The sequence below is a fragment of the Micromonospora sp. NPDC048986 genome, assembly GCF_040649335.1.
In the GTDB taxonomy this organism is placed as follows: Bacteria; Actinomycetota; Actinomycetes; order Mycobacteriales; family Micromonosporaceae; genus Micromonospora; species Micromonospora alfalfae.
Map to the genome: position 1 here is coordinate 313,031 of NZ_JBEZFJ010000004.1, position 25,314 is coordinate 338,344.

The 25,314-nt window shown below is 71.2% G+C and carries 21 protein-coding genes; 11 read left to right on the forward strand and 10 right to left on the reverse strand.

Annotated elements, in window-relative coordinates; translation table 11 throughout:
- The first annotated feature begins 117 nt into the window (after positions 1–117).
- Complete coding sequence (locus AB0B94_RS11785; protein WP_357272780.1) at positions 118–1,002, forward strand: MHYT domain-containing protein; 885 nt, start codon at positions 118–120, stop codon at positions 1,000–1,002.
- 44 nt (positions 1,003–1,046) lie between these two features.
- Here AB0B94_RS11785 and AB0B94_RS11790 read toward each other — a convergent pair whose 3' ends face one another.
- From AB0B94_RS11790 to AB0B94_RS11800, 3 genes are all read right to left on the reverse strand, one after another.
- Entirely contained in the window at positions 1,047–1,910 is an 864-nt protein-coding gene (locus tag AB0B94_RS11790; protein ID WP_357272787.1) for an endonuclease/exonuclease/phosphatase family protein, read from the reverse strand.
- Between the two features lie 135 nt (positions 1,911–2,045).
- Complete coding sequence (locus AB0B94_RS11795; protein ID WP_357272793.1) at positions 2,046–2,984, reverse strand: superoxide dismutase; 939 nt, start codon at positions 2,982–2,984, stop codon at positions 2,046–2,048.
- A gap of 160 nt (positions 2,985–3,144) precedes the next feature.
- Entirely contained in the window at positions 3,145–5,478 is a 2,334-nt protein-coding gene (locus AB0B94_RS11800) for a beta-L-arabinofuranosidase domain-containing protein (protein WP_357272805.1), read from the reverse strand.
- Between the two features lie 693 nt (positions 5,479–6,171).
- Between AB0B94_RS11800 and AB0B94_RS11805 the strand changes: the two genes are divergently transcribed.
- Together AB0B94_RS11805 and AB0B94_RS11810 are read left to right on the forward strand one after the other, a co-directional pair.
- On the forward strand, positions 6,172–7,947 hold the full coding sequence (locus AB0B94_RS11805) for a family 43 glycosylhydrolase (protein ID WP_357273881.1): 1,776 nt from the start codon (positions 6,172–6,174) through the stop codon (positions 7,945–7,947).
- 339 nt (positions 7,948–8,286) lie between these two features.
- The gene (locus tag AB0B94_RS11810) at positions 8,287–9,672 is read left to right on the forward strand and encodes an endo-1,4-beta-xylanase (RefSeq protein ID WP_357272817.1); all 1,386 of its coding nucleotides are present in this window, start codon (positions 8,287–8,289) and stop codon (positions 9,670–9,672) included.
- Positions 9,673–9,766: 94 nt separating this feature from the next.
- Here AB0B94_RS11810 and AB0B94_RS11815 read toward each other — a convergent pair whose 3' ends face one another.
- The 3 genes from AB0B94_RS11815 to AB0B94_RS11825 form a co-directional block, all read right to left on the reverse strand.
- Positions 9,767–12,649, reverse strand: a complete 2,883-nt coding sequence (locus tag AB0B94_RS11815) for a glycosyl hydrolase (RefSeq protein ID WP_357272828.1) — start codon at positions 12,647–12,649, stop codon at positions 9,767–9,769.
- Positions 12,650–12,804: 155 nt separating this feature from the next.
- Positions 12,805–13,203 carry an MmcQ/YjbR family DNA-binding protein gene (locus tag AB0B94_RS11820; protein WP_357272841.1) on the reverse strand — a complete coding sequence of 133 codons (399 nt, stop codon included), beginning with the start codon at positions 13,201–13,203 and terminating at the stop codon, positions 12,805–12,807.
- Between the two features lie 40 nt (positions 13,204–13,243).
- Entirely contained in the window at positions 13,244–13,939 is a 696-nt protein-coding gene (locus AB0B94_RS11825; RefSeq protein WP_357272849.1) for a DUF1223 domain-containing protein, read from the reverse strand.
- A 130-nt stretch (positions 13,940–14,069) separates the two neighbouring features.
- Here AB0B94_RS11825 and AB0B94_RS11830 point away from each other — a divergent pair, with 130 nt between their 5' ends.
- Positions 14,070–14,372 carry a GNAT family N-acetyltransferase gene (locus AB0B94_RS11830; protein WP_357272866.1) on the forward strand — a complete coding sequence of 101 codons (303 nt, stop codon included), beginning with the start codon at positions 14,070–14,072 and terminating at the stop codon, positions 14,370–14,372.
- Positions 14,373–14,561: 189 nt separating this feature from the next.
- On the forward strand, positions 14,562–15,278 hold the full coding sequence (locus AB0B94_RS11835; RefSeq protein WP_357272876.1) for an isocitrate lyase/phosphoenolpyruvate mutase family protein: 717 nt from the start codon (positions 14,562–14,564) through the stop codon (positions 15,276–15,278).
- A gap of 219 nt (positions 15,279–15,497) precedes the next feature.
- On the opposite strand, the gene AB0B94_RS11840 is transcribed toward AB0B94_RS11835, so the two are convergent.
- The 4 genes from AB0B94_RS11840 to AB0B94_RS11855 all read right to left on the reverse strand — a co-directional run bounded on the left by AB0B94_RS11840 (position 15,498) and on the right by AB0B94_RS11855 (position 19,632).
- Positions 15,498–16,628 (reverse strand): hypothetical protein, encoded by a 1,131-nt coding sequence (locus tag AB0B94_RS11840; protein ID WP_357272884.1) that lies wholly within the window; start codon positions 16,626–16,628, stop codon positions 15,498–15,500.
- A gap of 344 nt (positions 16,629–16,972) precedes the next feature.
- Entirely contained in the window at positions 16,973–18,322 is a 1,350-nt protein-coding gene (locus AB0B94_RS11845; protein ID WP_357272890.1) for an NAD(P)/FAD-dependent oxidoreductase, read from the reverse strand.
- Between the two features lies 1 nt (position 18,323).
- Positions 18,324–18,704 carry a TcmI family type II polyketide cyclase gene (locus tag AB0B94_RS11850; protein WP_357272897.1) on the reverse strand — a complete coding sequence of 127 codons (381 nt, stop codon included), beginning with the start codon at positions 18,702–18,704 and terminating at the stop codon, positions 18,324–18,326.
- A gap of 130 nt (positions 18,705–18,834) precedes the next feature.
- A complete protein-coding gene (locus AB0B94_RS11855; protein ID WP_357272909.1) occupies positions 18,835–19,632 on the reverse strand; it encodes a BTAD domain-containing putative transcriptional regulator in 798 nt (265 codons plus the stop codon).
- A gap of 425 nt (positions 19,633–20,057) precedes the next feature.
- On the opposite strand from AB0B94_RS11855, the gene AB0B94_RS11860 reads away from it, so the two are divergent.
- Genes AB0B94_RS11860 through AB0B94_RS11885 form a run of 6 tightly spaced genes read left to right on the forward strand, consistent with a single transcriptional unit; the run spans position 20,058 to position 25,270 of the window.
- The gene (locus tag AB0B94_RS11860) at positions 20,058–20,396 is read left to right on the forward strand and encodes a TcmI family type II polyketide cyclase (RefSeq protein WP_357272916.1); all 339 of its coding nucleotides are present in this window, start codon (positions 20,058–20,060) and stop codon (positions 20,394–20,396) included.
- Positions 20,393–22,141: an acetyl-CoA carboxylase carboxyltransferase subunit alpha gene (locus AB0B94_RS11865; protein WP_357272930.1), complete on the forward strand. Its 1,749-nt coding sequence runs from the start codon at positions 20,393–20,395 to the stop codon at positions 22,139–22,141. Before AB0B94_RS11860 ends, AB0B94_RS11865 begins: the two co-directional genes overlap by 4 nt.
- Positions 22,138–22,668 (forward strand): biotin/lipoyl-containing protein, encoded by a 531-nt coding sequence (locus AB0B94_RS11870; protein WP_357272939.1) that lies wholly within the window; start codon positions 22,138–22,140, stop codon positions 22,666–22,668. The genes AB0B94_RS11865 and AB0B94_RS11870 overlap by 4 nt, the downstream gene beginning before the upstream one ends.
- A gap of 19 nt (positions 22,669–22,687) precedes the next feature.
- A complete protein-coding gene (locus AB0B94_RS11875) occupies positions 22,688–24,118 on the forward strand; it encodes an acetyl-CoA carboxylase biotin carboxylase subunit (protein WP_357272947.1) in 1,431 nt (476 codons plus the stop codon).
- A complete protein-coding gene (locus AB0B94_RS11880; protein WP_238672274.1) occupies positions 24,115–24,870 on the forward strand; it encodes an SRPBCC family protein in 756 nt (251 codons plus the stop codon). The genes AB0B94_RS11875 and AB0B94_RS11880 overlap by 4 nt, the downstream gene beginning before the upstream one ends.
- Positions 24,863–25,270 (forward strand): cupin domain-containing protein, encoded by a 408-nt coding sequence (locus AB0B94_RS11885; protein WP_357272961.1) that lies wholly within the window; start codon positions 24,863–24,865, stop codon positions 25,268–25,270. The genes AB0B94_RS11880 and AB0B94_RS11885 overlap by 8 nt, the downstream gene beginning before the upstream one ends.
- The last annotated feature ends 44 nt before the right edge of the window (positions 25,271–25,314 follow it).

Genomic DNA, 25,314 nt, shown 5'->3' on the forward strand with positions numbered 1-25,314 from the left:
ACCGCGACGGCACCCCTCGAACAGCCCCGGGGGCACTGTTGCGCCTGATCACAGCACCCCTGATCATTGCCGAGGCGTCTTGTTGACGCGTCGGTAACGAATGGGGAGAAAGCCGCCGTGGCGGAGATCAATCACTTTGAGTATGGGTGGATCACGCCCTCGCTGAGCTACGCGCTGTCCGTGCTCGGCTCGATCCTCGGTCTGGTGTGCGCCGGGCGCATCCGCACGGCTCGGACGAACGGCCAGCGGGCGTGGTGGGGTCTGCTGTCGGCCTGGGCGCTGGGTGGCACCGCCATCTGGGCGATGCACTTCATGGCCATGCTCGGCTTCGCCGTGGAGAACACCCGGATCCGCTACGACGTGCCGCTGACCGCGGCCAGCACGGCCATCGCCGTGGGGGCGGTCGGTATCGGCCTGGCCATCGTGGGCACCGGCCGGCTGAATCCGGTACGCCTGATCGCCGGCGGTATCTTCACCGGCGCGGGCGTGGCCTCCATGCACTACACCGGGATGGCCGCCATGCGCCTCAACGGCAGCCTCGGCTATGACACGGTCCGGGTCGTGCTGTCGGTGGTCATCGCCGTGGTGGCGTCCACCGTCGCGCTGTGGCTCGCGATGACCGTCCGGCGGGGGTTGGCGATCTTCGCCTCCGCGCTGGTGATGGGCATCGCCGTCAACGGGATGCACTTCACCGGCATGAGCGCCCTGTCGGTGCACCGTCACGAACGAGCTGGTGAGGTGACCGGCGCCGGGGTGAGCACCCTGCTCGTGCCGATCGTGCTGGCGGTGATCTTCGGGGTCGTCGGTCTGCTCTACGCGCTGCTGGCCGCTCCGACCGACGACGACCGGGCCGCCACCGCGTACCTGGACGGGCGGCGGCTGCCGGAGCCGGCGGCTGCGACGCCCACCGCTGCCCCCGACCCGGTGGGGTTGCGTGCCCGCTCCACCCTCGGCCAGCCCGGCACTCCGTTCCCGTCCCGCCGGGACACGCCGCCGCGCTGACGCGGTGCGGCCGGCCCGCCATCGGCGCCCGCCGAGGAGGCGGATCAGGTCGGCCGCCGGCTGCCGTCGATCGCGAGGGTGACCAGCAGCCCGGGGTGGTCGGTCGCCCCGTGCATGGGCACCAGGCTGCGACAGCAGAGGGTGATGTCGGTGGTCGCCGTGACGTGTTGCAGTCGGCCGTCGTCGACCCGCTGATGGCCCGGCGGGGTGCAGGACCGCACGTCGGGGTCGTGGCCGGCGCGCAGGTTCAGGTCGCCACCGAGCACGGTGGGCTGGTACCCGGCGTTGCGGCTGATCGTCGGCAGGATGGTGTCGAGCAGGTGGTCGCACTGGGTGAGCGCCACGCGGTAGCCGGTGGCCGACAGGTGCGTGGTGCAGGCGAGCAGGTCGCCGTCGACGTCGACGCAGAGCCAGGCTCGTTCCTCGGGGTCCGCGAGGTCCTGCGTCGGGTGGGTCCCGGCGTACACGGTGGGCGGGGCGGCCGACGTCCGCACGTGGGCCAGCAGCCCGATGCCGAACCGTTGGCCGTTGCGACAGCGGGTGTCGTCGCCGCTCGGTCGGTCGCCGGCGGCCTGGAACGCGGCCACGACGGTCCGCCCGGGGTGCACGGTTTGAAAGACGCCGCGCAGGTCGGACACGTCACCGGCGCAGATTTCGTTCAGGGTGACCAGATCGGGTGCCTCGACGGTGATCACCTCGGCGGCCCTGGCCATCGCTCGGCCGGTGTAGCAGCCGGCGCGGCCACTGTTGCAGAGGTTCAGCTGGAGCATCCGTAGAACAGTGGGCTGCGCGGCGTCGGTGGGCGCGGCACGCGATGCGTCCGGCCGGTTGGCCGGCAGTGCGGCGGCGGCGAGGAGGCAGCCCACGGCCAGGGTTCGGCGCAGGAAACGGTACTGACGGGCGGCCACACGAACTCCGGGGTGCACGAGGCGACAGTCGTCGCCGAGGTGCCAGTGATCCTACCGGCGGCCGAATCGGCGATCGAGATCCACAGGGGTGGGCCGAGGGGGCACCCGCGCGCGGCGCGTACCCCCTCGGGTCGCTCAGTGGGCGCGGACCGCGACGGCCGTGTAGGGCGTGGTGGGGGTCGGCGGTGTGGTGAATCGGGCGTTGGGCAGGTAGAGCCGGCCCAGCGCCCTGGCCACTGTGGTGGGTACGTCGAAGTTCGGATCGGTGATGGTGCTGGTGAGCGCTCCGGCGGTGCCGGCATGGTTCAGCCGGACCACAGCGATCTGGTTGAGGCGGTTCTGCACGACGTAGAGGGTGCGGCCGAGCAGGAGCAGTCCGTCGCCGTTGGTGAAGGTGTGGCCCGGCACGTCCACGACGGTGCTCGCCCCGGTCGCCGGGTCGACCCGGTACAGGGCGCCGGTGGTGGACTGGACGACGATCAGCGCCCGGCCGTCCGGTGTGGTGGCGATGCCGTTGAGGTTCACCCCCGTGCCGACCTGCTCGTACGCGCCGGTCAGCGTGATCGTGGTGAAGGCGTCGGCGGGCGGCAGCGCCCCACCGCGACCGAGCGGCAGCCGGTAGAGCACCGGCCGGTTCGAGTCGGTGAAGTACGCCGCGTCTCGGGTCAGCACGACGTCGTTGACGAACGTCGGGGCGGTGGCGAACTGGTAGCGGGCCAACACGTCGCCGGTGCGGGTGTCGAGCACGCGCGCGTCGCCGGCCGTGCCCCCGGAGACGAAGAGCCGGCCACGTGGGTCGACCTTGAGGCCGAGCGACGGCGTGCCGGTGGCCGCGCCGATCGTCGTGCCCCGGCCGGTGACCAGGTCGACGCGCTGGATGGCACCGGTGGCGCGGGAGCCGAAGTAGGCGTACCGGCCGGCCGTGGCGATGCCCTCGGGCTGGAACCCGTCGGGGAGGGCGAGGACGGCCGGCGGCGGCCCTGCCGGGTGCGCCTGTGCCGGCGCGACGCCGACGGTGGCCAGCATGACGGCGGTCAACGCGCCGCCGAGCGTGGTGCGGAGGGGGCGGTTCACTGTGCTCCTTCCGGGCGGAAGCGGCACGAGCCGACACGTCCGCCACGTTCGCTGGGGCCAGGACCCTCCCCACTGTACGACCGCTGGCGGGCGCCCGCCCGGCGTCACCGGCGCGGCCTTCGGGTGACCGCGCCGGTGAGCCCGTCGAGCGGGGCGGAGGTCAGGCGTTGCGGACCAGCCTCCACCGGTTGTCCGCGCTGCCGTTGTCCGGATCCTGCACTGCCTGCGCTCCCCAGGCGGTCGACGCGTTCAGGATCCCGAGCAGCTTGTTGCTGTTGACGTTGCGGATCTTGTAGGTGCCGTCGCCGTTGTCCACCAGGATCCACCGGTGATCGGCGGTGCCGTTGTCGGCCCATTGCAGGACCCGGGCGTTGTCGGCGGTGGACATGTTCTCCACGCCCAGGACCTTGCCGCTGTTGACGTTGCGGAACCGGACCGCGTTGCCGTCGGTGATGACCACCCAGTTGTGGTCCGCGGTGCCGCTGTCGCCCCACTGCACGGCCAGACCACCGTCGGCGGTGGACATGTTCTGGACACCGAGGACCAGCCCGGTGCCGACGTTGACCAGGCGGTAGCTGCCGGTGGGGCCGCCGCTGCCGCTGGTGTTCCAGTAGACCGTGTAGTTGTAGCCGTGGGCGTCGTAGAACGGGGCGAGGTTCACGGTGGACCCGTTGGCGCTGGCGGTGAACGCGAGCGAGCTGGTGCTGGTCCGGGTGATCGAGGAGACGGTGAGGGTGGGCAGGGTGCTCAGGGCCGTGTTGCCGTAGTTGCCGGCCAGCACCGCCGGGCCGTACGTGACCGCGCCGACGTTGGCGTTGTCGTTGGCGGCCTTGACGGCGACCTGCATCGGCAGCCGCACGGTGATGGTGTCGCCCGCGGCCCAGGTGCGCGTGACGGTGGCGTAACTGCCCGGTGTGGTGGTGACGTTCTCCACAGTGCCGTTGACGGCGATCGTCGCGCCGCTGGTCCAGGACGGGATCCGGACCCGGATGCTCCACGACCCGCTCATCGAGCCGGACAGGGTCAGCGTGGTGGTGTCACTGACCGGGAAGCTGGTGGTCTGGGTGACAGTGATGCCGCGCTGCGTCCAGTTCAGCACCGACGGCGTGAACAGGTTCACGCTCAGTGTGGTGCCGTTGTAGAAGTAGATGGAGTCCATCAACCTCGTGTTGATCTCCAGGCCGGTGCCCTGGCAGCACCAGAACGAGTTGTAGTCGGTGCTCCAGGTGCCGCCACCCCACGCCGGGCCGACACCGCGACGTCCGCCCGGCCGCAGCGGGGTGAAGTAGGTGATGTGACCGTGGCTGTCGGCCGGGTTCTGCCCGCCGATCAGGTGGTTGATCAGCGCGCGCTCGTAGAAGTCGAAGTAGTCCGCCCGGTTCGGGTCGAGCAGCCACAACTCCCGGGTCAGCTTGAGCATGTTGAACGTGTTGCACTGCTCGCAGGTGTCGTTGCTGAGGTAGCCGGCGATCGCGTTCGGCGACCGGAAGTGCTCGGCCTGGCTGTTGCCGCCGATGGCGTACGTGTGCGCGCCGACGGTGATTCGCCACGCGTTGCTGGCGATGTCCCGGTAACGGGTGGTCCCGGTGGCCTTGTATTCCCGGGCGGCGCCGATCCACTTGGGCACCTGCGTGTTGGCGTGCAGCCCGTTGAGCTGGTCCTGGCCGGAGGCCAGGGGGTTGAACACGGAGTTGTGGTCGAACCGCTGTGCGGTGGCGAGCCAACGGCTGTCGCCGGTCTGCTGGTAGATGTCGGCGAGCACGTCGTTCATGCCCCCGAACTCGGTGCCCAGCATCGACTGCATCTGGCTGGAACTCAGCCGGGATGTCCGGGTGTCGACCCAGCCGGCGAGGGACAGCAGCACGGTGCGGGCCTGCGTGTTGCCGATGTAGCGCCAGACGTCGAGCAGGCCGGCGAGGGTCTTGTGGATGCAGTAGTAGGGCACGTTGCCGTTGGACAGCGTCCGAGCCTCGAGCGCGGTGAAGTCGGACTCCGGGAAACCGGAGAGGTAACCCGCGCCGAACCCGGCGGCACCGTTGTTCGCCTGGCACTTGGCCAGTTCGGCGACCATGTAGTTCGCCTTGTCCCGGCAGGTGGTGTCGCCGAGCACCGCGTACGCGTACGCCCAGGCGCTCAGGAAGTGGCCCTGCATGTGGGTCCGGAACGGGAAGTTCGGCGCGTCCCAGCCCCCGTTGGTGGCGGCGCCGTTGGTGGACAGCCGGTGGTTGGCGCGGAAGTTGTAGAGCATCCGGTCGACGTCGACGAACCGCAGATAGTTCAGCGTCCGTGTCTGGTTGTCCATCCAACGGCCGGCGGTGAGTCGTACCTGACCCGGGTCGAACGCGTACGCCGAGACGCCGATGTCGGAGCGGACCGGGGGCACGACGGCCGCGGACGCGTTCCCGGGGGAGACGGCGACGCCGGTCGCGGAGACCACCGCTGTGGCTCCGGCGGCCTGAAGCAGGTGACGGCGGCTGAGGGGCAGGGGTGGCATGGGGAACCTCCAGGTGGCCGGGTACGTCGGGGCCGCCATCGATGGCGGGGGATCGTCGGCGGCACGGGGCCGGCGACGGGTGCGGTGTGGGTGGGTGGAACGTGGGTCGCCGTGGACGCCGGGTGCCCACCCCTGCGCTTATCGCGGCACATCGATGTGATCGCTAACATAGTTCGTCGTTAACACGCCCGCAACCCCCGAGGCGCCTCGCCGACCCATTCCCGGCGCGACCTGGCTCGGGGCGTCGGGCCCCGGTGGCGATCATGGCCCGAGACGGGCATCCACCGGACCTGCGATCACCGGAGCGTGACCGTGGGTGACGGATGCCGATGACTCTCCGTCCGTTGACGCCCGTTCGGCCGCTCAGTACCGTGCATCGTAAATCTTCGATGTCAACGTCGATACATCGGTGCTGCGATGTGGTTACGACGGTCATCCCGCGCCTCACAAAATCCAGGTCAGATGGGGGAGGAGGCATTCAGGAACAGTCTGTTAGCGCTAACACGGCCACCGGTCGTGCTGCTCGGCGCGCGAAGGCACAGCCCGTTCGCGCGGCCGCCGGCACAGCGGTGGCTCGCCCAGTCGGACATCGCGTACGGCGCACTCTCTGTGGGAGTAATAGTGAAAGCGACAGATCGAACCACAACCCGGGCCACCCGCCGGGCCAGGCGCGTCATCGCCTGGCTGGCGAGCATGGCCTGTCTGCTCGCACTGATTCCGGGTACGGCCCGGGCCGACAACCCCATTGTCCAGAACATCTACACCGCCGACCCGGCGCCGATGGTGCACAACGGCCGGGTCTACCTCTACACCGGACATGACGAGGACGGGTCCACCTATTTCACAATGCGCGAGTGGCGGGTGTACTCGTCCGCCGACATGGTGAACTGGACCGATCACGGCTCGCCGATGAACCTGGCGACGTTCGCCTGGGCGGACGCCAACGCGTGGGCCGGGCAGGTCGTTGCGCGTAACGGCAAGTTCTACTGGTACGTGCCGGTGCGCCAGCGCTCCAACGGGCAGATGGTCATCGGCGTCGGGGTGGCGGACAGCCCGACCGGGCCGTTCCGCGACGCGCTCGGTCGACCACTGGTCGGCAATAACGAAATCGACCCGCACGCGTTCATCGACGATGACGGGCAGGCGTATCTGTACTGGGGTAACCCGGGTCTGTGGTACGTGAAGTTGAATCCGGACATGATCTCGTTCTCCGGCAGCGCGACACGCATTCCACTCACGACGGCGGGGTTCGGTACCCGTAACGGCAATGCGAGTCGGCCGACGCTGTATGAGGAGGGGCCGTGGGTGTTCAAGCGCAACGGGTTGTACTACAACGTGTTCGCGGCGGAGTGCTGTTCGGAGTTCATCGCGTACTCCACCGCGACCGGGCCGACCGGGCCGTGGACGTATCGGGGAACGATCATGCCGCGGCAGGGCGCCAGTTTCACCAATCACGCGGGTGTGATTGATTTCCAGGGCGGTTCGTATTTCTTCTATCACAACGGGGCGTTGCCGGGTGGTGGTGGTTACACCCGCTCGGTCGCCGTGGAGAAGTTCAGTTACGGCAGCAATGGTCTGTTCCCGACGATCACGATGACGAACACCGGTGCCCCGCAGGTGGGCACGCTGAACCCGTACGTGCGGCAGGAGGCCGAGACGATCGCGTGGGGCTCGGGGATCGAGACCGAGGCGTCCGGCGAGGGCGGGATGAACGTCGGTTGGATCGAGAACGGCGACTACATCAAGGTCAAGGGTGTCGCCTTCGGGGCGGGTGCGACCTCGTTCAGCGCCCGGGTCGCGTCGGCCACCAGCGGCGGGCGGATCGAGGTACGCCTCGACAGTGCCAACGGCCCGACCGTGGGCACCTGCACAGTGGGTGGCACCGGTGGCTGGCAGACCTGGAGCACCACCACCTGCGCGGTCAGCGGAGCGACCGGCACCCGTGATCTCTACCTGCGCTTCGCCGGCGGCAGCGGCAACCTGTTCAACATCAACTGGTGGCAGTTCGGCGGTACCGGCGGCAGCGCCACCAACCTGCTCACCAACGGCGACGTGGAGAGCGGCACGACGGGCTGGGGTGTGCACGGCAGCGGCACCCTCGCCAGGAACACCACTGTCGCGCACGGCGGCAGCGGATCGTTGTCGATCACCGGCCGGACCGGCGCCTGGAACGGCCCCAGTCAGGACGTGACCGCCAAGCTCACCAACGGCAGGAGCTACACCACGAACGTCTGGGTACGAGCGCAGAGCGGCACCCCGTCGGCGAAGGCGACGCTGTCGCTGACAGCCAACGGCACGACGAACTACCTCCAGCTGACGCCGGCGGTGGGAGTGAACGTCAACGGCTGGACCCTGCTCACCGGCACCACTACCGTTTCGTGGAGCGGCACGCTGAGCAACGCCGCCTTCTACGTGGAGACGGCCGAGGGCACCGACAGCCTCCTGGTCGACGACGCCTCGTTCCAGTGACGGTTGCTGCCGGAGCCGCACCCGGCGCGGCTCCGGCAGCACGGCGACGTGCCCCACCACTGCGACGGGGCGGCCCGTTTCCTGACCCGGTTGGTTACGACTTGACGAACGACATGTTATCGCTCACAGTCGATGTTTGAGGATAGCCGCACCAGTGGTTCACCGGGCGAACCTGCTGTGGCACCTCGACCCGCGACGTCCGCCCAGGGCATGCCGGACGTCGGGTCAGGACTCCCCGCACCGCTGCCGCGACGGCGACCGTTGCTGACGTCTCCCTGTCGCAGGAGCAGATTCGGGCGTGCGTCTCCATCGCTGCACCACCACAGAGAAGGAATCCGCATGAATCACAGAAGAGCCCTGCGAGCGGCGGTGACCATCGCAGTCACCGGCGCTCTCGCCGCCGCTATGACGGTGACGCTGACCTCCACGGCCAGCGCCGGCACGACCCTCCGGGCCTCAGCGGCCGAGAAGGGCCGTTACTTCGGCGCGGCCGTCGCGACGGGCAAGCTGTCCACCAGCGCGTACACGACGATTCTGAACCGTGAGTTCAACAGTGTCGTGGCTGAGAACGAGATGAAGTGGGACGCCACCGAGCCGCAGCAGGGTCGGTTCAGCTACACCGGTGGTGATCGGTTGGTCAGTCACGCGCAGGCCAACGGCATGAGCGTGCGGGGCCATGCGTTGCTGTGGCACCAGCAGGAGCCAGGTTGGGCGCAGGGCATGTCGGGCAGCGCGCTGCGCAGCGCGATGATCAACCACGTCACCCAGGTGGCGACGCACTTCCGGGGCAAGATCTATGCCTGGGACGTGGTGAACGAGGCGTTCGCCGACGGTGGTGGTGGTGGGCGTCGTGACTCGAACCTGCAGCGCACCGGCAACGACTGGATCGAGGCGGCGTTCCGGGCGGCGCGGGCGGCGGATCCGGGTGCGAAGTTGTGTTACAACGACTACAACACCGACGGGGTCAACGCGAAGTCGACGGGGATCTACAACATGGTGCGGGACTTCAAGTCCCGTGGCGTGCCGATCGACTGCGTGGGCTTCCAGTCGCACCTGGGCACCTCGTTGGCCGGTGACTACCAGGCCAATCTGCAGCGGTTCGCCGACCTCGGTGTGGATGTGCAGATCACCGAGCTGGACGTGATGACCGGCGGCAACCAGGCCAACATCTTCGGCGCCGTCACCCGCGCCTGCATGAACGTCTCCCGCTGCACCGGCATCACCACCTGGGGTGTGCGCGACTGCGACTCGTGGCGTGGTTCGGACAACGCGCTGCTGTTCGACTGCAACGGCAACAAGAAGGCCGCGTACACGAGCGTTCTGAACGCCCTCAACGCCGGCCCGGCCATCCCCACCACCCCGCCGCCCACGGACCCGCCGCCGACGACGCCCCCGCCGACGGACCCGCCGCCCACCACTCCGCCGCCGGGAACGGCCGGTTGCTCGGCGTCGGTGTCACTGAACTCGTGGAACGGCGGGTTCGTGGCCACCGTGAAGGTGACCGCCGGCTCCGCCGGCACGAGCGGGTGGAACGTCGGTGTCACCCTTGCGAGCGGTGCGAGTGTCACGAACACCTGGAGCGCGACAGCCAGTGGCTCGACCGGCAGTGTGCGGTTCGCCAACGTGGACTACAACGGCCGCCTCGGCGCGGGCCAGGTCACCGAGTTCGGTTTCCAGGGCACGGGCAGCGGGGCCGGCATCACGCCCACCTGCACCGCCTCCTGAGCACGACTGACTGACCCGGCACACATCGGCCGGTGTGGGGGACCGATCCTGGTCCTGCACACCGGCCGACGTCGTGTCGCGACGATCAGATCGATCAGGAGTACGGAAGCCGCAGCACCGACTGGTTGCCGATGCCCAGTGTGGTCGGGTTGTTGCCGATCGCCGACCAGACCTCCACCCGGACGGTGCCGTTGCTCAGCGCGCCCAACGTTCCGGTGGACGAGGACAGGCCGGCGTTCTGGGTGTAGTGCTCGTAGCCGGTGACCGGGTCGGTGGCGAAGTAGCGCAGCGTCTCCACCCGTTCCCAGCTGCCGTTGCCGGTGAGGTCGTAGGAGATCCGCACCTGCACGCCGTTGCCGACCGCCGTCCCGGCGTCCACGAACAGGTCGAACGCCGTCTGCCCGCCGGCGTAGGCGAGGTTCAGGCCGGTCGCCGTGAAGACCTGGGCGTTGGTGGGCGTACCGTCGTGGTTCCCGTTCGCCGCCGCGACCGTCGTCGTGGCCGCGCTACCGGCGGCGCCCAACCCACCTCCGGGCAACAGGTACCGCGTTGGCCCGCCGGTGGACGGCGGCGGGGTGGTCGGCGGCGGGGTGGTCGTCGGCGGTGGATCGGTCGGCGTCGTCGGGGGGACACCGCCGGCCGCGTTGCCACCACTCCAGGTGTACGCCCCGGTGGTGGCCGTCTTGCCGGCGCCCACGGCGAGCGTGGTGCCGTTGGAGAACGTCACAGTGATCGGCGTCGCCGTCGGGTTCGACGCCACGTAGGTCCGCGTCCCGTTGCGGGAGAAGACAGCGGACAACGGATGGTTGCCGGTCACCGTCGTGTCGACATTGCCGAGGGCGGCGAGGTTGCGGATCCAGTGGAACGTGTGCGCCCGGCTCTCTCCCTCCTCCGGGGTGTAGCCCGGGTTCGCACGGAGGTTCGCCAGCGCCGCGTCGGGGTCGCCGAGGGCCTGGAACTGCCAGAGGATGTCCTGCCACACAGTCGGCTGTCCGCCGTTGTTGCGGACGAGTTCGGCGTAGTTGGTCCGCACGTACGCCGGGCTGTTGCCCAGGTAGAGGTGACCGCCGGTGACCGGCAGCAGGTTGATGCCCTGGATCATCTCCGGTTCGCCGCTGAACCAGGTGGCGTACGCGCCGCCGTCGCCCCAGACCATGCCGACAGTGGAGTGCCCGAACGCGCTCGGGAAGTTCTGGTCGCTCACGTCGAACCAGTACTCCTGGATCGCCGCGGCCTGCGTGGTGTAGAGGAAGACGCCCGCGTCGCGGACCGCCGTGTTGCCTGTCGTCTGCCCCCACTGGATCAGAGCGCTCGCGAAGTTCATCCCCTCCGACGAGGACTCCTGGTTGTTGCCGGAGCCGAAGGAGCCGTGCCCGGACGCCCAGTCGTGCCCGGCGTAGATGTCGAAGTCCCGCAGGTACGGGAAGCGGGTGTCGTCGCGTCGGTAGTTGTTGGCGTCCCGGATCAGCAGGTCGACCATGCCGCCGTAGCGGCTGGTGGCCGCCCAGGCCGGGTCGAACTTCGCCAGTGTCGCGGCGGCGGCGATGTAGTAGCCGTAGTGGAAGTGGTGGTCGTTGAGCTCCTGGTCGGACCCGTACGACGCCGGGTAGCCGATCAGGGTGCCCCAGTTGTTGTCGTAGTAGAAGACCCGGCTGGTCTTGCCGCTGGACGCGGTGAACCAGTCGGTGAGCGTGCTGCGGATCGCGTTCAGCGCGCTGTCGCGCGTCGTGGTGTCGTTCACCTGGTCGGCGATCTCCGCGATCCGCGCGGCCCGGCCGAGCCCCTTGCCGGTCCAGTAGGTGTCGTTGCCGCGTTGGTCCATCGGGTTGGCGCGGGTGGCGGCCAGGTGCCCGGTGAGCGTCGACAGGTCACCACCGCTGCCGTCACCGACGGCCGGCAGCTCCGGCAGGATGCCCTGGAACTTCATTGCGGTGCGGAACTGGTTGACGCCGGTGAGCACCTTCATCCGGCCCCGCGCCGACGGGTAGGTCGGCGTGATCGCTGTGGAACCGCTCAGCGACTTCCACTGGTGCGGGTAGAGGCTGACCACTGTCTGCGTGGCGCTGCCCTCCCGGGCGGTGGTGGTGAACGCGTAGGTGGTGGTCAGGCCGCTGGTCGCCGGGTTGTAGGCGTACGAGACCTGGGTGCCGGTCACGTGGGCGTGCGCGTACTGGCCATAGGTGGCGGCCAGGCTGGCGCGCTCGGTGGTGCTCGACGTGGGCGGCAGGAGGGCGACGGAGAAGTAACCGCGGCCGGCAAGGGTGGACGAGATCCGCCCGGACGCCACGCTCCAGCTGGCGCCGCTGGGCGCGAACCCGACGTAGTCGTGGCCGTTGACCCGGAAGCCGATGGTGGCGCCGCTGTTGGACCAGACGTCGGGGGTGCCGGCGGTGCTGATCTGCGCGTTGCCCCCGGTGGTCTGGAAGTACGCGAAGGGCAGACCGTGGCCGATGGTCGCGCGCATGGTGCGCGTGCCGTCGCTCCAGTGCGGGCTGACCGTCCAGTCGGTCCAACCGTCGACCTTCACCAGTGGAGCGGCGAGCCCGGCCACACCGACCCGGATGTCCTGCACGTACGGGTAGTGGAACTCACCGACACCGGTGGCGGTGCCGCTGATGGCGGGCGTGGAGTTGGCGGAGAACCCGAGGCCGTCGCCGAAGGTGTCGTACGAGATCGGGTGGGCGTGCAGCGGCTCGCTGAACGTGCAGTCGGTGCGCTTCCACAGCAGTGAGGACCACCAGTCGTTGGTGGGGATCGGCCCGGCGGGCGCGTTGGCGGTGGCAAACTGCCGGGGGTTGCTGGACATCGCGCCGCAGCCGCTGGGGAGTGGGCCGACAGGTGTGGTGGTGTAGCTGCCGGCGCCGACGGACGCGGCTTCGGCCGCGCGGGTGACGGGGATGGCGAGGCCGCCGACGACCAGGGCCAGCGCGGCGGCGGCGGCCAGGGCCCATCGGCGGTGGGGGACGGGAGGTTTCATCGTGCCTCCATCGCGCGCTGGGTGCGGCCCTTGCCGGGTCCAGCGCTTTGCGTCTGAATTGGGGGGAAGGTCAGGTGAGAGAGCGCTCTCTCGGCCACGGTAATGGAGTACCGAGATCCCCGTCAATGTGTCCAACCCGTTGCGTGCTGATGTCGCTATTTGCCGACGCCCGCACGGTCGCCCAGCGCTTCGCCCTCGCTGTCGCCCCACAGCGCGTCCGGCACGCGCATCCGCCACGCGTCGGTGACCAGCTCGGTCAACCGGTCCAGGTCGACCGCCGCCAGGCGCACCAGCACCAGGGGCAGGCCCTGGTAGCCGGGCGTGGTGAAGAAGATCTCGGGTTCCCCGAGCAGCAGAGCCTGCTTCTCGGCCTCGTCGCCGACGAACAGCACAGCGATGTCGAGCCGGATCACCCGAGGCTTGCCCGGCGTCCGCTCCGGATAGGACCAGACGAAGCCCTTGTCGGCCACCCGGAAGTCGAAGCCGGCACTGGCGATCTCCACAGTGTGTGGCAGGGCCAGCGCCACCCGGCGTACGTCATCCGCGTCAGCCACCGAACCCCCTCGCACCGCGCACCATGAGCATGCGCTGAGGTTACGCGGTGGACAGTTCGATGGCGGTGGCGCCGACGATCGCCCGTTCGCCGTTCTCCTGGACATAACCGACAACACTGGCGCTGCGCGGATCGAGACCGGGTGGTGTCGCCAACTCCACCTGCCCCCGCTCGGCGTCCAGGCCCACCGACCTGAAGGCGCGTACGACGTTGTCCTGTCGCAGCGTCCGCCCGGCGTTCTCCCCCCGGGCGATGTCGCTGGTCAGGTCCCGTTCCACGACCGCGACGTGCAACACCGCGCGCTCCGGCGGCTGTTCGGTCCGGTAATCCACCATCACCCGGTCATTGCCCAGGTTGCCGATGGAGAGCGCCAGTGGTGTGTCGGCGGCCGAGGCTACGGCGGACATGATCGCGGCGGCCGCCCGGCGGCGATCGGAACCGACGAACTCGACGGTGCCGTTGACGACCATCTGCGGGGTGTAGAGACCTCTGGTACCGAACGCGCGGGCGTACGCCTCCTGGCGCGCGGTGTACGCCGCGTCCGCGAACTGGTCGGGCCAGCCCAGGTCGTCCCAGTAGTCGACGTGGAACCCGAGGGCGAAGACGTTCTGGCCCCGAGCCCGTGCGTCGCGCTCAATCTCGGTCAGCAACTCCTCGGCCGGAGGGCAACTGTTGCAGCCCTGGGACGTGAACATCTCGACGACGGCGAAGCCGCCGTCCGCCGATGGATTCGTCATGGTGGCCTGTCTCCTCCCACTGCGTGCCCGGCGGCGTTGCGTTTCCCGTTCCGGCCGAGACAATGCGCGTGGGTCGCGTCCCCTGCCGGCCTTGCGGCGAGCGCCGCCGGCCGGGTGGTTGGATGGTCGGGTGCAGTTCACAGTGACAGACGCGCCGACGCGGGAGCGTTTCGAGGCGCGCGACGAGGCCGGCGCGGTGGTCGGGTTCGTCACCTACCAGCTCACCGGCTCGATCATCGCCTACACCCACACCGAGGTGGATCCGGCGTACGAGGGCAAGGGCGTGGGGTCGACGCTGGCGCGGGCCGTGCTGGACGACGCGCGGAGCAAGGGTCGGACGGTCGTGCCGATCTGCCCGTTCATCGCCGACTGGGTGGTCAGGCACCCGGAGTACGAGAGCATCGTGGTCCGGTCCACCCGCAAGATCAAATAACCGCGCTCGCGGACCGCGCGGATCACCTGCTCCTCGTCGAACTGCCGTGGCCCGACCCGAGACCGCCACGGCCCTCGCGTTCCTGGCCAACCCCGCGGCCTCGCACATCACCGATGCCGTGCTTGACGCCAACGGGGGATACACCGCCTGAACCCCGCCCCTCCGCAGCCCCGTCGGGAGACACCAACGATGACAGCCGCCACCTTCCGTGCCCTGCACCACGACCGCCCCGCCGGTGACCCGCTCGTCCTGCCGGGCCCCTGGGACGCGGCCAGCGCCCGGGTGCTGGCCGACGCCGGTTACCCGGCGCTCGCGACCCCGAGCGCGGGTGTCGCCGCCTCGCTCGGCTACGAGGACGGCGCGACCCCGCCGGACGAGATGTTCGCGGCGGTCGCGCGCATCGTCCGCGCTGTCTCCATCCCGGTGTCCGCGGACGTCGAGGGCGGTTACGGCCTCGCCCCGCGCGAGCTGGTCGGGCGGTTGGTGGAGGCCGGCGTGGTCGGCTGCAACCTGGAAGACTCGGAGGGGCACGCCACCCTGAAGGACCCGCAGCGGCACGCGGACTGGCTGGCTGAGGTGCGCGCGGAGGCGGGCGACGCGCTCTTCATCAACGCCCGGGTCGACACGTTCCTGGTCGGGACGGGTGACCCGGCCGACGCGGTGGAACGGGCCCGCCGATACGTGGCGGCCGGCGCCGACTGCGTCTACCCGATCCTGGCGCCGCTGAAGGTGCTCCCGCAGCTGCGGGAGGGCATCTCCGGGCCGATCAACATGGCCGCCGGGCCGGACCGGGAGTCCGTGGCCGAGCTGGGCCGCCACGGCGCGACACGCATCACCTTCGGTCCAGCAATGCAGCGGTACGCGATGGCGTCGATCGGTGACCTCGCGGCCGAGCTGCGCGCCTGAGGCTGCCCGCCACTCACGGGTCAGCGCTGCGGCGCAGCCGCTCGGCCTGGCGTGATCGACTCGGGTTCCTGCAAGTCGGGGTGTCCGGGTCGGATGGATGGCGCGGTTTCCGGACTGCCGAGTCGATCACCGGGGTGGCGTCGGGGATTCTCGACAGCAACGGCCGAGCCCCCGGCGCGCCGTCGTGACGACGGCAGCCGGGGGCTCGGTCGCAGGCGGTCAGGCCTGGTTGCCGTTCGGCAGCACCGCCGCCATCTCCTCGCCGGCGCCGGCGAGCACGCGCGCCTGCTGCGGCCAGCTGGCCAGCCCAGGTGCGGCGCGCAGGCCGGCGGCCCGGATCAGGTCGCGCAGCGCCGGCTCGTCCAACTCGCCGAGCTGGCCGTACGTACGCACGCCGGCCTCCTGCAACGCGGCCGCCATCTTCGGCCCGATTCCCTGAATCCGGCGGAAGTCGTCGGCCGGGCCCGTCGGGTCGGCGTCGACGCTGCTGATCGTCGCGTCGGCGGCTGATCGGACCGGAGGGGTCGCGGTGCTGACCGGCCGGACCGGAGGCGTGGCCACCGCCGACCGCTCGGCCTCGGCAGCGTCGACCGCGGACTCGGCCTGCGCCGGCTCGGCGTACACGGAGTCGGCCTGCGCCGGCTCGGCGTGCACGGAGTCGGCCTGCGCCGGCTCGGCGTGCACGGAGTCGGCCTGCGCCGGCTCGGCGGTCGACGGGTCGGCGATCGCCTGTGCCGCTGCCGGGTCGGCCGTCGTGGCCTTGGGCTCCGCATCGTCGGCCGCGCCGACGGAGGCCGGCGTCGTGTCGGCCGGCGTGCTGTCGGCGGTGCTGGCCGCGACCGGCGCGTCGTCGGCGCTCGCGAGGTCGTCCGCGGGCTGGCGGGGAGCGACCACGGCCGCCGGGGCAGGCTGCTCGTCGACAATGACCGGCTCGGGGGCCGCTTCCTGCCGCAGCTCCTCAGCGTCGGACTGCTCGGTCACCGGCACCGGCGGCGGGTCCTCGGTCAGCGCCATGTCCGCCGGGTCGACGGTGCTCGGGGCGTCCGCCGGCACGGGCACCGGCGTGGGACCGTCCGGCCCGGTCACCGCGGCTGGCGCGCTGACCGTGTCGACCGGCACCGGCTCGTCGGCGACGGCTGTGGGTGCCGGGTCGACGGCGGCCGCGGGCCGGTCCTCGTCGGTGGTGGCAGCCGGCGTGGGCGATTCGATGACGGCCAGGCCGGCGACGGGGTCACCATCCACAATCGAATTACCCTGTACGCCCCGCCGGCCGCGCAGCAGCCACCCGGCGGCCAGGCCCAGCAACAGTGCCAGTACCAGTATCAGCGAGTGTCCGAAAGACCACGCCACGGCGAACCTCCCTCTCAGCTCGTTGGAAAAGTCACGAGAAAAACTCGCCGCAGCTTCGCACACGCGTATTGCCGGCGAGAGAGAGGATCGGCCGACAGCGTTGCGGACGGGCCGGCCACGTCAGCCGGTGCCTGTCGGGTGACACAGCGTCGCCCGATCGCACCAGAACCCGACCCGTCGAGACGAGGACCGGAAAGACCGGGACCCGGCAGGGCCCGGACGCGACGATACCGAGGCCGGGCATGGAACGGACCTCGGCGGGCCCGGCCGGGACATGAGCGCGCCGGACATGATGCGACCCGGGCCCGACGCGGAACGCCGAGCCCGGGTCGGGCGATGCGGGTTCAGTCCCGGTCGCCCTCATAGGTGTGGAAGTCGTCGACGAACCGGCGACGGAGCCGTGGTACCCGGCTGGTCACTCCGAAGTAGCCGCGCGCGCCGAGCAGGGCGAGCCGACCCAGCACCGGCCGGTACATCCGGTCGTCGCCGCTGGTGCCGCTGCGGTTCAACGATTCGGCGACCCGGGCGAAGCCGTACGGCGCCATCACGGCCTCGTAGTCGGCGACCGCCTGGAGCAGCGTCTTGTCGCCGGCAGTGGCGCGGCTGAGCTGTGCGCAGAGCAGGCGGGCGTCGCGCAGCGCGGTGTTCGCGCCCACGCCCCGACCGGGGGTCATGGTGTGGATGGCGTCGCCGAGCATGGTGACGGTGCTGCTCTTCCAGGGCGGCACCGGCTCGGACGTGGACACTTTGATCGGTAGGGCGCTGGCCGGGTCCGCGTGGGTGAGCAGTTCCCGTAGGTGTGGGTGCCAGTACGCGGTGAGGTCCAGCGCGACCTGCACCAGGTCCTCACCGCGGCGTTGCATGATGTCGGTCGGGAACCGGTTCGCCGCACTCCAGATGATCAGGTTGATGTTGTCGGTGGTGGTGTCGTGGGCCAGGCCGGGCCAGTCCCGGAGCACTGCCGCGTCGGTCTCGCTGACACCGGGCTTGATCCTGCGTTCGGCGTCCCACTTGAACTCCATGACGTGCAGCACGCCCATCATCCCGCCGACGCCGAAGATCAGTGAGATGCCCTGCTGGACCCGCTCCGGAATGAGACCGCGGGTGTGCGGGGTCAGCGGGATCCGGGTGGCGATGTTGATCGTCCCGGCGTCGCGGGTGACGGCGTGCGGCAGATACTGGCGGCGTACGGCGGAGTGGGTGCCGTCGGCAGCCACCAGCAGGTCGCCAGTGGCGCTGGTGCCGTCGGCGAAATGCGCTGTGACAGTGCCGTCGTCGCGCTGCTCGTACCGGGTGAAGGTCCTGTCGAAGTGCACCACGTCCTCCAGGCCGGTCAGCAGCACCTGGCGCAGCACCATCCGGGCCACCGAGTGTTCGGTGCGTACCGGGTCGGCGTTCGGCCGCAGCGCGAACGACGCGGTCTGGCGGAGCCCCTGGGTGACGACGTTGAAGTAGTGCGGCGGCCGGGCGCAGGTGGCCAGGAAGGTGGCGAACAGCTCCGGGGGCAGGCACTCCCGCAGCGCCCGGCTACCGGTGGGGCCGATGCCGACCCGGTAGCCGAGCAGCCCTTCGGCGCGGTCGCGGTGCCGTTCGTAGACGGCGACGCTGATCCCGGCGCGGCGCAGGCCGTGCGCCAGGCACAGCCCGCCCGTGCCCGCGCCGATGATCAGGACGTGCGGCGGCGCGGCGGACATGTCAGCCGGCCGGGTGCGCGGCGGGCGCCTCGGTGACGGCCGGGCGCGCAGCGGGCGCCTCGGCCGCGTCCCACCGGTAGAAGCAGCCGGCGATCGCGTCCCGGGGGGAGCGCCAGGTCGGCAGGTACGGCGACGTGTGCGCGGAGAGCCGCTCGTTGACCTGTCGGAAGAGTGGGTGGTTGCGGGCCGCCGCGAGCGCGTCCGGGTCGACGTCGTCCGAGGTCTCCAGCAGGTGTACGCACAGGTCGTGCAGGCAGTACAGGGATCGGTGCGTGACGCCGGTCAGGCTGGGCAGTTCGGTGGCGTCGGACTCGGCGAATATCTGCGCGACCCGCCCCTCCGCTCCCGGGATGATCCGGCTGACGATCAGTAGACGACTCATGGGACCCCTTCCGCCGGTGGCCTGCCCAACCCCTCGGGGGCCGGTGCCACGTGCTCTGTGCGCCCACCGTGCCGCAGTGCCTGTCACGTCACCGTCACGTACGCCGGCCGGGCGGTGACGGGCACCGCCGTCACGTACGCCGGGCGGCGGGTGACGTGCGCTCCGCGATGGCCTCGCGGCTGGCCTGGCGGATCGGGGCGAGGGTGTCGTCGAGCAGGGCGCTCATCGCGGGGCTCGGCTCCAGCCGCAGCTCCCGGCGCAACAGGTCCCGGTAGACGTAGAACGCGTGCACGGCTTCGAAGGCGTTGCCCTCGGCCAGGTGGATGCGGACCACCAGTCGGTGTGGTGTCTCCCGTAACGGCTCGGCGGCCATCGCCTCCAACGCGGCTTCGAGGGCCTCGCCGTGCCGTCCCGCGGCCAGGTGGTGCCCGGCCACCTGCTCCAGCATGTGCAGGCGGAGTTGGCGCAGGCGTTCCCGGTCCAGCAGCACCCAGTCGTCGTACCAACCGGGGAGGAGATCGTGCCGTCCGGCGGCGAGCGCCCCGGCCGCGGTGCGTGGGTCGTCGCCGTCCCGGACCCGGGCCGCGGTGCCGACGAGGTCGTCCACGTCGAGCCGAACCGCCGGGCCGAGGCGGACGGTGTCGCTGGCCACTGTCATCGGGCAGCACGGGTCCTGTCGCAGCCGCCACAGGGCGGTACGCAGGGAGGACAGCGCCCGTTCCTCCGACGCGTCGGGCCAGAGCAGCCCGGCGAGCTGGCTGCGGGTGGCGCCGGGGCGGAGCCCGATCAGCGCGATCACCCGTTGCAGCCCGCGCGGCACCACCACCGGCACCGCCTCGCGCAGGAGTCGGAAACCTCCGAGCAGGTGCAGCGAGACGCCCTCCTCGGGCGGGTCTCCGGCGGTCGGCACGGACGGATCAGCGGCCACGGCGGCACCCCCTGCGGAACGCTCGTCCCGACTGTCTGCTGTGTTCCGGATCGGTTGCCCTCGACGCCACTGTCGACCCCGCCGATCGCGGCGTGGCCGGGCGCGGCCCCGCCCGCCGAGGCCGCTGGGCTGACCACGCTGAAGATTATCAATAACGGTCACGTTGCGTCAACGTCAGCGCAACCCTTCAATTGTCGACAGTCAACCCGAGATCGGTTCTGAACTGCATAAACGTTAGCGCGTTGAGCGCGTTGGGCACATAGCTGATACACAGGTTGCGTCAACGCAGCGTCACCACCATTCGTCGCTCGCCGACCCGGCGCGGTGACGCCGCGGTGACGAGGATCGGCGCATCGTGTCGGCAGTCGTCCAGCGCGTCCGGGGGCCACCCGTCGCCGGCCGGACGCTGTGGGGGGAGGCCCAATATGGACCGATCGCTGATCGTCGCGAAGGTGGATCCGACCGCCGAGGAGCGGGTCGCCGAGATCTTCGCCGAGTCGGACGCGACGGAGCTGCCGCGCCTGGTCGGTGTCCGGCACCGCTCGCTGTACCGACTGCACGACCTCTATGTGCACCTGCTCGAAACCGCGCAGCCGACAGAGGGCGCGGTGGAGGCGGCTCGTGACCACCCCGAGTTCATCCGGGTCAGTGACCGTCTACGCCCGTACGTGTCGCCGTACCTGTCGACCTGGCGCTCGCCGCGCGACGCCATGGCGCGGTGCTTCTACCGGTTCGACGCCCCGGACGCCGGGCGGCGGTCGTGACGGCCACCGCGCCGCGCCAAGAGCAGCTCTGGTCCCGCTGCGCCGGCTGCGCCAGCCTGCTCTACCGCAAACGGCTGCGCCGCAACCTCGACGTCTGCCCGGAGTGCGGGGAACATGCCCGACTCGGCGCGCCGGAACGCCTGCGCCAACTCGTGGACCCGGGTTCGCTGCGCCTGCTGCCCGACCGGCTGCCGGAGGCGGACCCGCTCGACTTCGTCGACGCGCTGCCGTACCCGCACCGGCTCACCGGCGCGCGGGCCAGCACGGGTCTTGCCGAAGGGGTCGTCTGCGCCACGGCCACCATCGGTGGGCATCCGGTGGCCCTGGCGGTGATGGACTTCCGCTTCCTCGGCGGCAGCCTGGGCTGCGCGGTGGGCGAGCTGATCACCCGGGCGGCCGAACGGGCGCTGGACGACCGGACGCCGCTCGTCCTGATCACCGCCTCCGGCGGGGCGCGGATGCAGGAGGGTGCGCTGTCGTTGATGCAGATGGCGACCGTCAGTCAGGCCATCGCCGCGTTGCGCGAGGCGGGACTGCTCACCGTGAGCGTCCTCACCGACCCGACCTACGGTGGGGTGGCCGCGTCGTTCGCCACCAACACCGATCTGGTGCTCGCCGAGAGTGGCGCGCGGATGGGGTTCGCCGGCCCTCGGGTGATCCGCCAGATCACCGGGCGGGCCCTGCCGGAGGGCTTCCAGACCGCCGACTTCCTGCTCGCACACGGGCAGGTCGACATGGTGGTGCAGCGCCGGTCGCTGCGCGGACGGCTGACGGCGCTGCTCGCCGCGACCCGCGCCGGCCGTCCGGCGCGTCCGGCCGTACCCCGGCAGGAGCCGGCGTCGCACCGCGAGCGCCTCGCCGACGACGGCGCGGCCCTGGCGGGGCCGACGGACCCGGCGGCCGAGAAAGACGCCGGCACCCCGGCGGTACGCGACGCGTGGGACACCGTCCGGATGGCGCGGCACCCGGGGCGGCCCACCACCCTGGACTACCTGGACTCGGTCTTCGACGGGTTCGTGGAGCTGCACGGCGATCGGCTCGGCGCGGACTGCCCGGCCATCGTGGGTGGGGTGGCCCGGTTGGCCGGCCGGCACGTGATGGTCATCGGTCACCAGAAAGGGCACACCACAGCCGAGTTGGTCGCCCGCAACTTCGGCATGGCCAGCCCGGCCGGGCACCGCAAGGCGCTGCGGCTCATGCGCCTGGCGGCCCGCCTCGGCCTGCCCGTGGTCACCCTGGTGGACACCCCCGGCGCCGACCCCGGGGTGAGCGCCGAGGAGCACGGCCAGGCGGCGGCCATCGCCGAGAACATCCTCACCCTGACCGTGCTGCCCACGCCCGTGCTCGCGGTGATCACCGGCGAGGGCGGCAGCGGCGGCGCGTTGGCGCTGGCGGTGGCCGACCGGGTGCTGATGCTGGAGAACGCCGTCTACTCGGTGATCAGCCCCGAGGGGTGTGCGGCGATCCTCTGGCCGGACCGGTCCGCGGCGCCGCAGGCCGCCCGCGCCCTGCGACTGACCGCGCCCGACCTGCGCCGGCTCGGGGTGGTCGACGAGGTCGTGCCGGAGCCGTCGACTGCCGCCCACGACGACCCGGCGGAGACCGCCCACCGGTTGCGCGCCGCCCTGCTGGCCAACCTCCTGCCGCTGCTGGACGTGCCGCCGGCCATGCTGGTCCGCCTGCGCCGGCAACGCTTCCGCCGGTTCGGCGCGAACCGCGTCGGCGCGCGGGCGGGCCTGCGATGACCGCCGGTGACCGGGCGCTGTCGACAGTCGACGCGTCCGACGACGTCCGCGTGGACGGCGAGGAGGCGCTGGCCGGGCTACGCCGGCAGGCGCAGCACCTGATCGCCGAGCTGGCCGGACCGGTGCGCCGGATCCGGCTGCGCAGCGGACCGGCCGTGCTGGAGGTCGAGTGGCACCCCGACGACGCGACCCGACCGGACGTACCGTCGCCCCGGGCCGAGGCGGCACCGACGGCCGGTCCGGCGCCCGGTGCCCCACCCGCTGTGCTGCGGCCGCCGGTGCCCGGGCGCGCCGCGGTGCGGGCACCGATCGTCGGCACCTTCTACCGGGCGCCGGAGCCCGGCGCGCGGCCGTTCGTCGCGGTGGGCGACCTGGTCCGCCCCGGCCAGCCGGTCGCCATCGTCGAGGCGATGAAGCTGATGAACGAGGTGACCGCCGACCGGGCCGGCCGGGTGGCCGCGATCCTCGTCGAGGACGGCCAGTCGGTCGAGTACGACCAGCCGCTGGTCGAGCTGGACCCGGCATGACGGCGCGGGGTGGTTGACCATGTTCGAGACCGTGCTCATCGCCAACCGCGGCGAGATCGCACTGCGGGTTCTGCGCGCCTGCAAGGAGCTCGGCGTGCGAACGGCGGTGGTCTACTCCGCCGCCGACGCCGACTCGGCGGCGGTCCGCCTCGCCGACCAGGCCGTCCGGATCGGACCGGCGTCGAGTCGGCGCAGCTACCTCAACGCCGCCGCCATCGTGGAGGCGGCCCGGCAGGTGGGGGCGCAGGCCGTGCACCCCGGCTACGGCTTCCTCTCCGAGGACGCCGACTTCGCCGAGATCTGCGCCGACAACGGGCTGACGTTCATCGGCCCGCCACCGGCGGTGATGGCCGCGCTGGCCGACAAGTCCTCGGCCCGGGCACTGATGAGCCGCGCCGGCCTGCCGCTGTCGCCGGGCAGTGTCGCGCCGGTGCCAACCGCCGTCGCGGCGGCCGAGGTGGCCGACGCCGTCGGCTACCCGGTGATCGTGAAGGCTGCCGCCGGCGGCGGGGGCCGGGGGATGACGGTGGTGCACACACCGGGCGAGCTGCGCCGGGCGTACACCCGGACCCGGGCCGCCGCGCAGGCCGCCTTCGGCGACGACCGGGTGTACGTCGAGCGTTACCTCACCGAGGCGCGACACGTCGAGGTGCAGGTGCTCTGTGACGCCCACGGCAACGGGGTGCACCTGGGCACCCGGGACTGCTCGGTGCAGCGCCGGCACCAGAAACTGGTCGAGGAGGCGCCCGCGCCGGCGCTGCCCGCCGCCGTTCTCGACACCATCGCCGAGACCGCCCTGCGGGGTGCGCTCCAGGTCGGTTTCGTCGGTGCCGGCACGCTGGAGTTCCTTGTCGACGCCGAGGAGAAGTTCCACTTCCTGGAGATCAACTGTCGGATCCAGGTGGAGCATCCCGTCACCGAGATGGTCACCGGGATCGACCTGGTGCACGAGCAACTGCACATCGCCGCCGGCGTACCGCTGCGGTGGCGGCAGGAGGAGATCCGCCTGCACGGCGTCGCTGTGGAGTGTCGGGTCAACACCGAGGACCCCGGGCGCGGCTTCGCCCCCACCCCCGGCCGGTTGGAGCGGTTCACCCCACCCGGCGGCCCGTTCACCCGGGTGGACACCCACGCCAGCGCCGGTTACCTGGTCGGACCCTGGTACGACTCGCTGCTCGCCAAGGTGATCGTCTGGGCGCCCGACCGGGAGTTGGCCCTCAACCGGCTGGAACGTGCCCTGGACGAGTTCGACATCGCCGGTCCGGGCGTGCACACCACCATCCCGTTCGTCCGGCGGGTGCTCGACGACGCCGCATTCCGCAAGGGCCGCTACACCACCGGCCTGGTCGACCGTCTGCTCGCCGCGCCCGCGCTGGGGCCGACGGCCACCCCCGCACCGCGCACCGCGCCCGCCGCCGATCCCGACGCAACCCACAGGAGGACCCGATGACCGTCACCCATGGTCGCCCGATGACCGCCGAGATCACCGACATCCTGGTGGCACACTGCGGGCTGGACGCCGACGCCGCGGCCCGGGCGCCCGCCGCGTCGCTCGAGGAGCTGGGCATGGACTCGCTCGCCCTGCTGGAACTGTCGGCGGTCGTCGCCGACCGCTGGCAGGTGGCCATCCCCGAGCAGGCCGGACAGTTGAGCATCCCGGCGGTGGCCGACCTGGTCGCCCGCCGCGCCGACCCGCCCGGGCACACCGAGAACAGCGTGGTCATCGACGCGCCGCTGGGGCTGGTCTGGGAGGTCACCAACGACGTGGCCAACTGGACCGAGCTGTTCACCGAGTACGCCGTGGTGGAGATCCTGCACCGTGAGGCGCACACGGTGCGGTTCCGCCTCACCATGTACCCCGACGAGAACGGGGTGTCCTGGAGCTGGGTCAGCGAGCGCACCGCCGACCCGGTGAGCAGGCAGGTCCGGGCGCACCGGGTGGAGACCGGGCCGTTCGAGTACATGCGCATCCACTGGCGCTACACCGAGGAGGCCGGTGGCACCCGGATGACCTGGACGCAGGACTTCGCGATGAAGCCGACGGCGCCTGTCGACAACGCCGCGATGACCGAGCGGATCAACACCAACAGCGTGATCCAACTCGCGGTGATCAAGGACCGGGTGGAGCGGATCGCCTGGCAGCGCGCCGACCAGGGCAGCCCGACCGCCAGCGACGCACCGACGGAGGCCGACGATGAGTGACCTGAGCACCCGCCCGATCGCCGCCCGGGACGTACCCGCCGACCGCCGGCGCGGCGGTGAGCTGCGCGTGCTGCTCGGCCCCCGCACCGTCGGCAGCACCTCGGGTTTCCTCGGGGTGGCCACGCTCGATCCGGGGGAGCGGATCGCCGAGCACTACCACCCGTACAGCGAGGAGTTCCTGTACCTGGTCCGGGGCGCGATCACCGTCGACCTGGACGACCAGCCGACGCTGCTGGCCGCCGGCGAGGGGCTGTTCGTACCGGTTAACGTGCGGCACCGGCTGCGCAACACCGGCGTCGAACCGGCCGAGGTGGTCTTTCACCTGGGACCGCTCGCCCCCCGGCCCGAACTGGGGCACGTCGACACCGAACTGGTCGAACAGCGCGGCGGCACGTCGTGAGCGCGAGGAATGCCCCGGGTTTGCGAGCCCCGCGGTCGCGAACA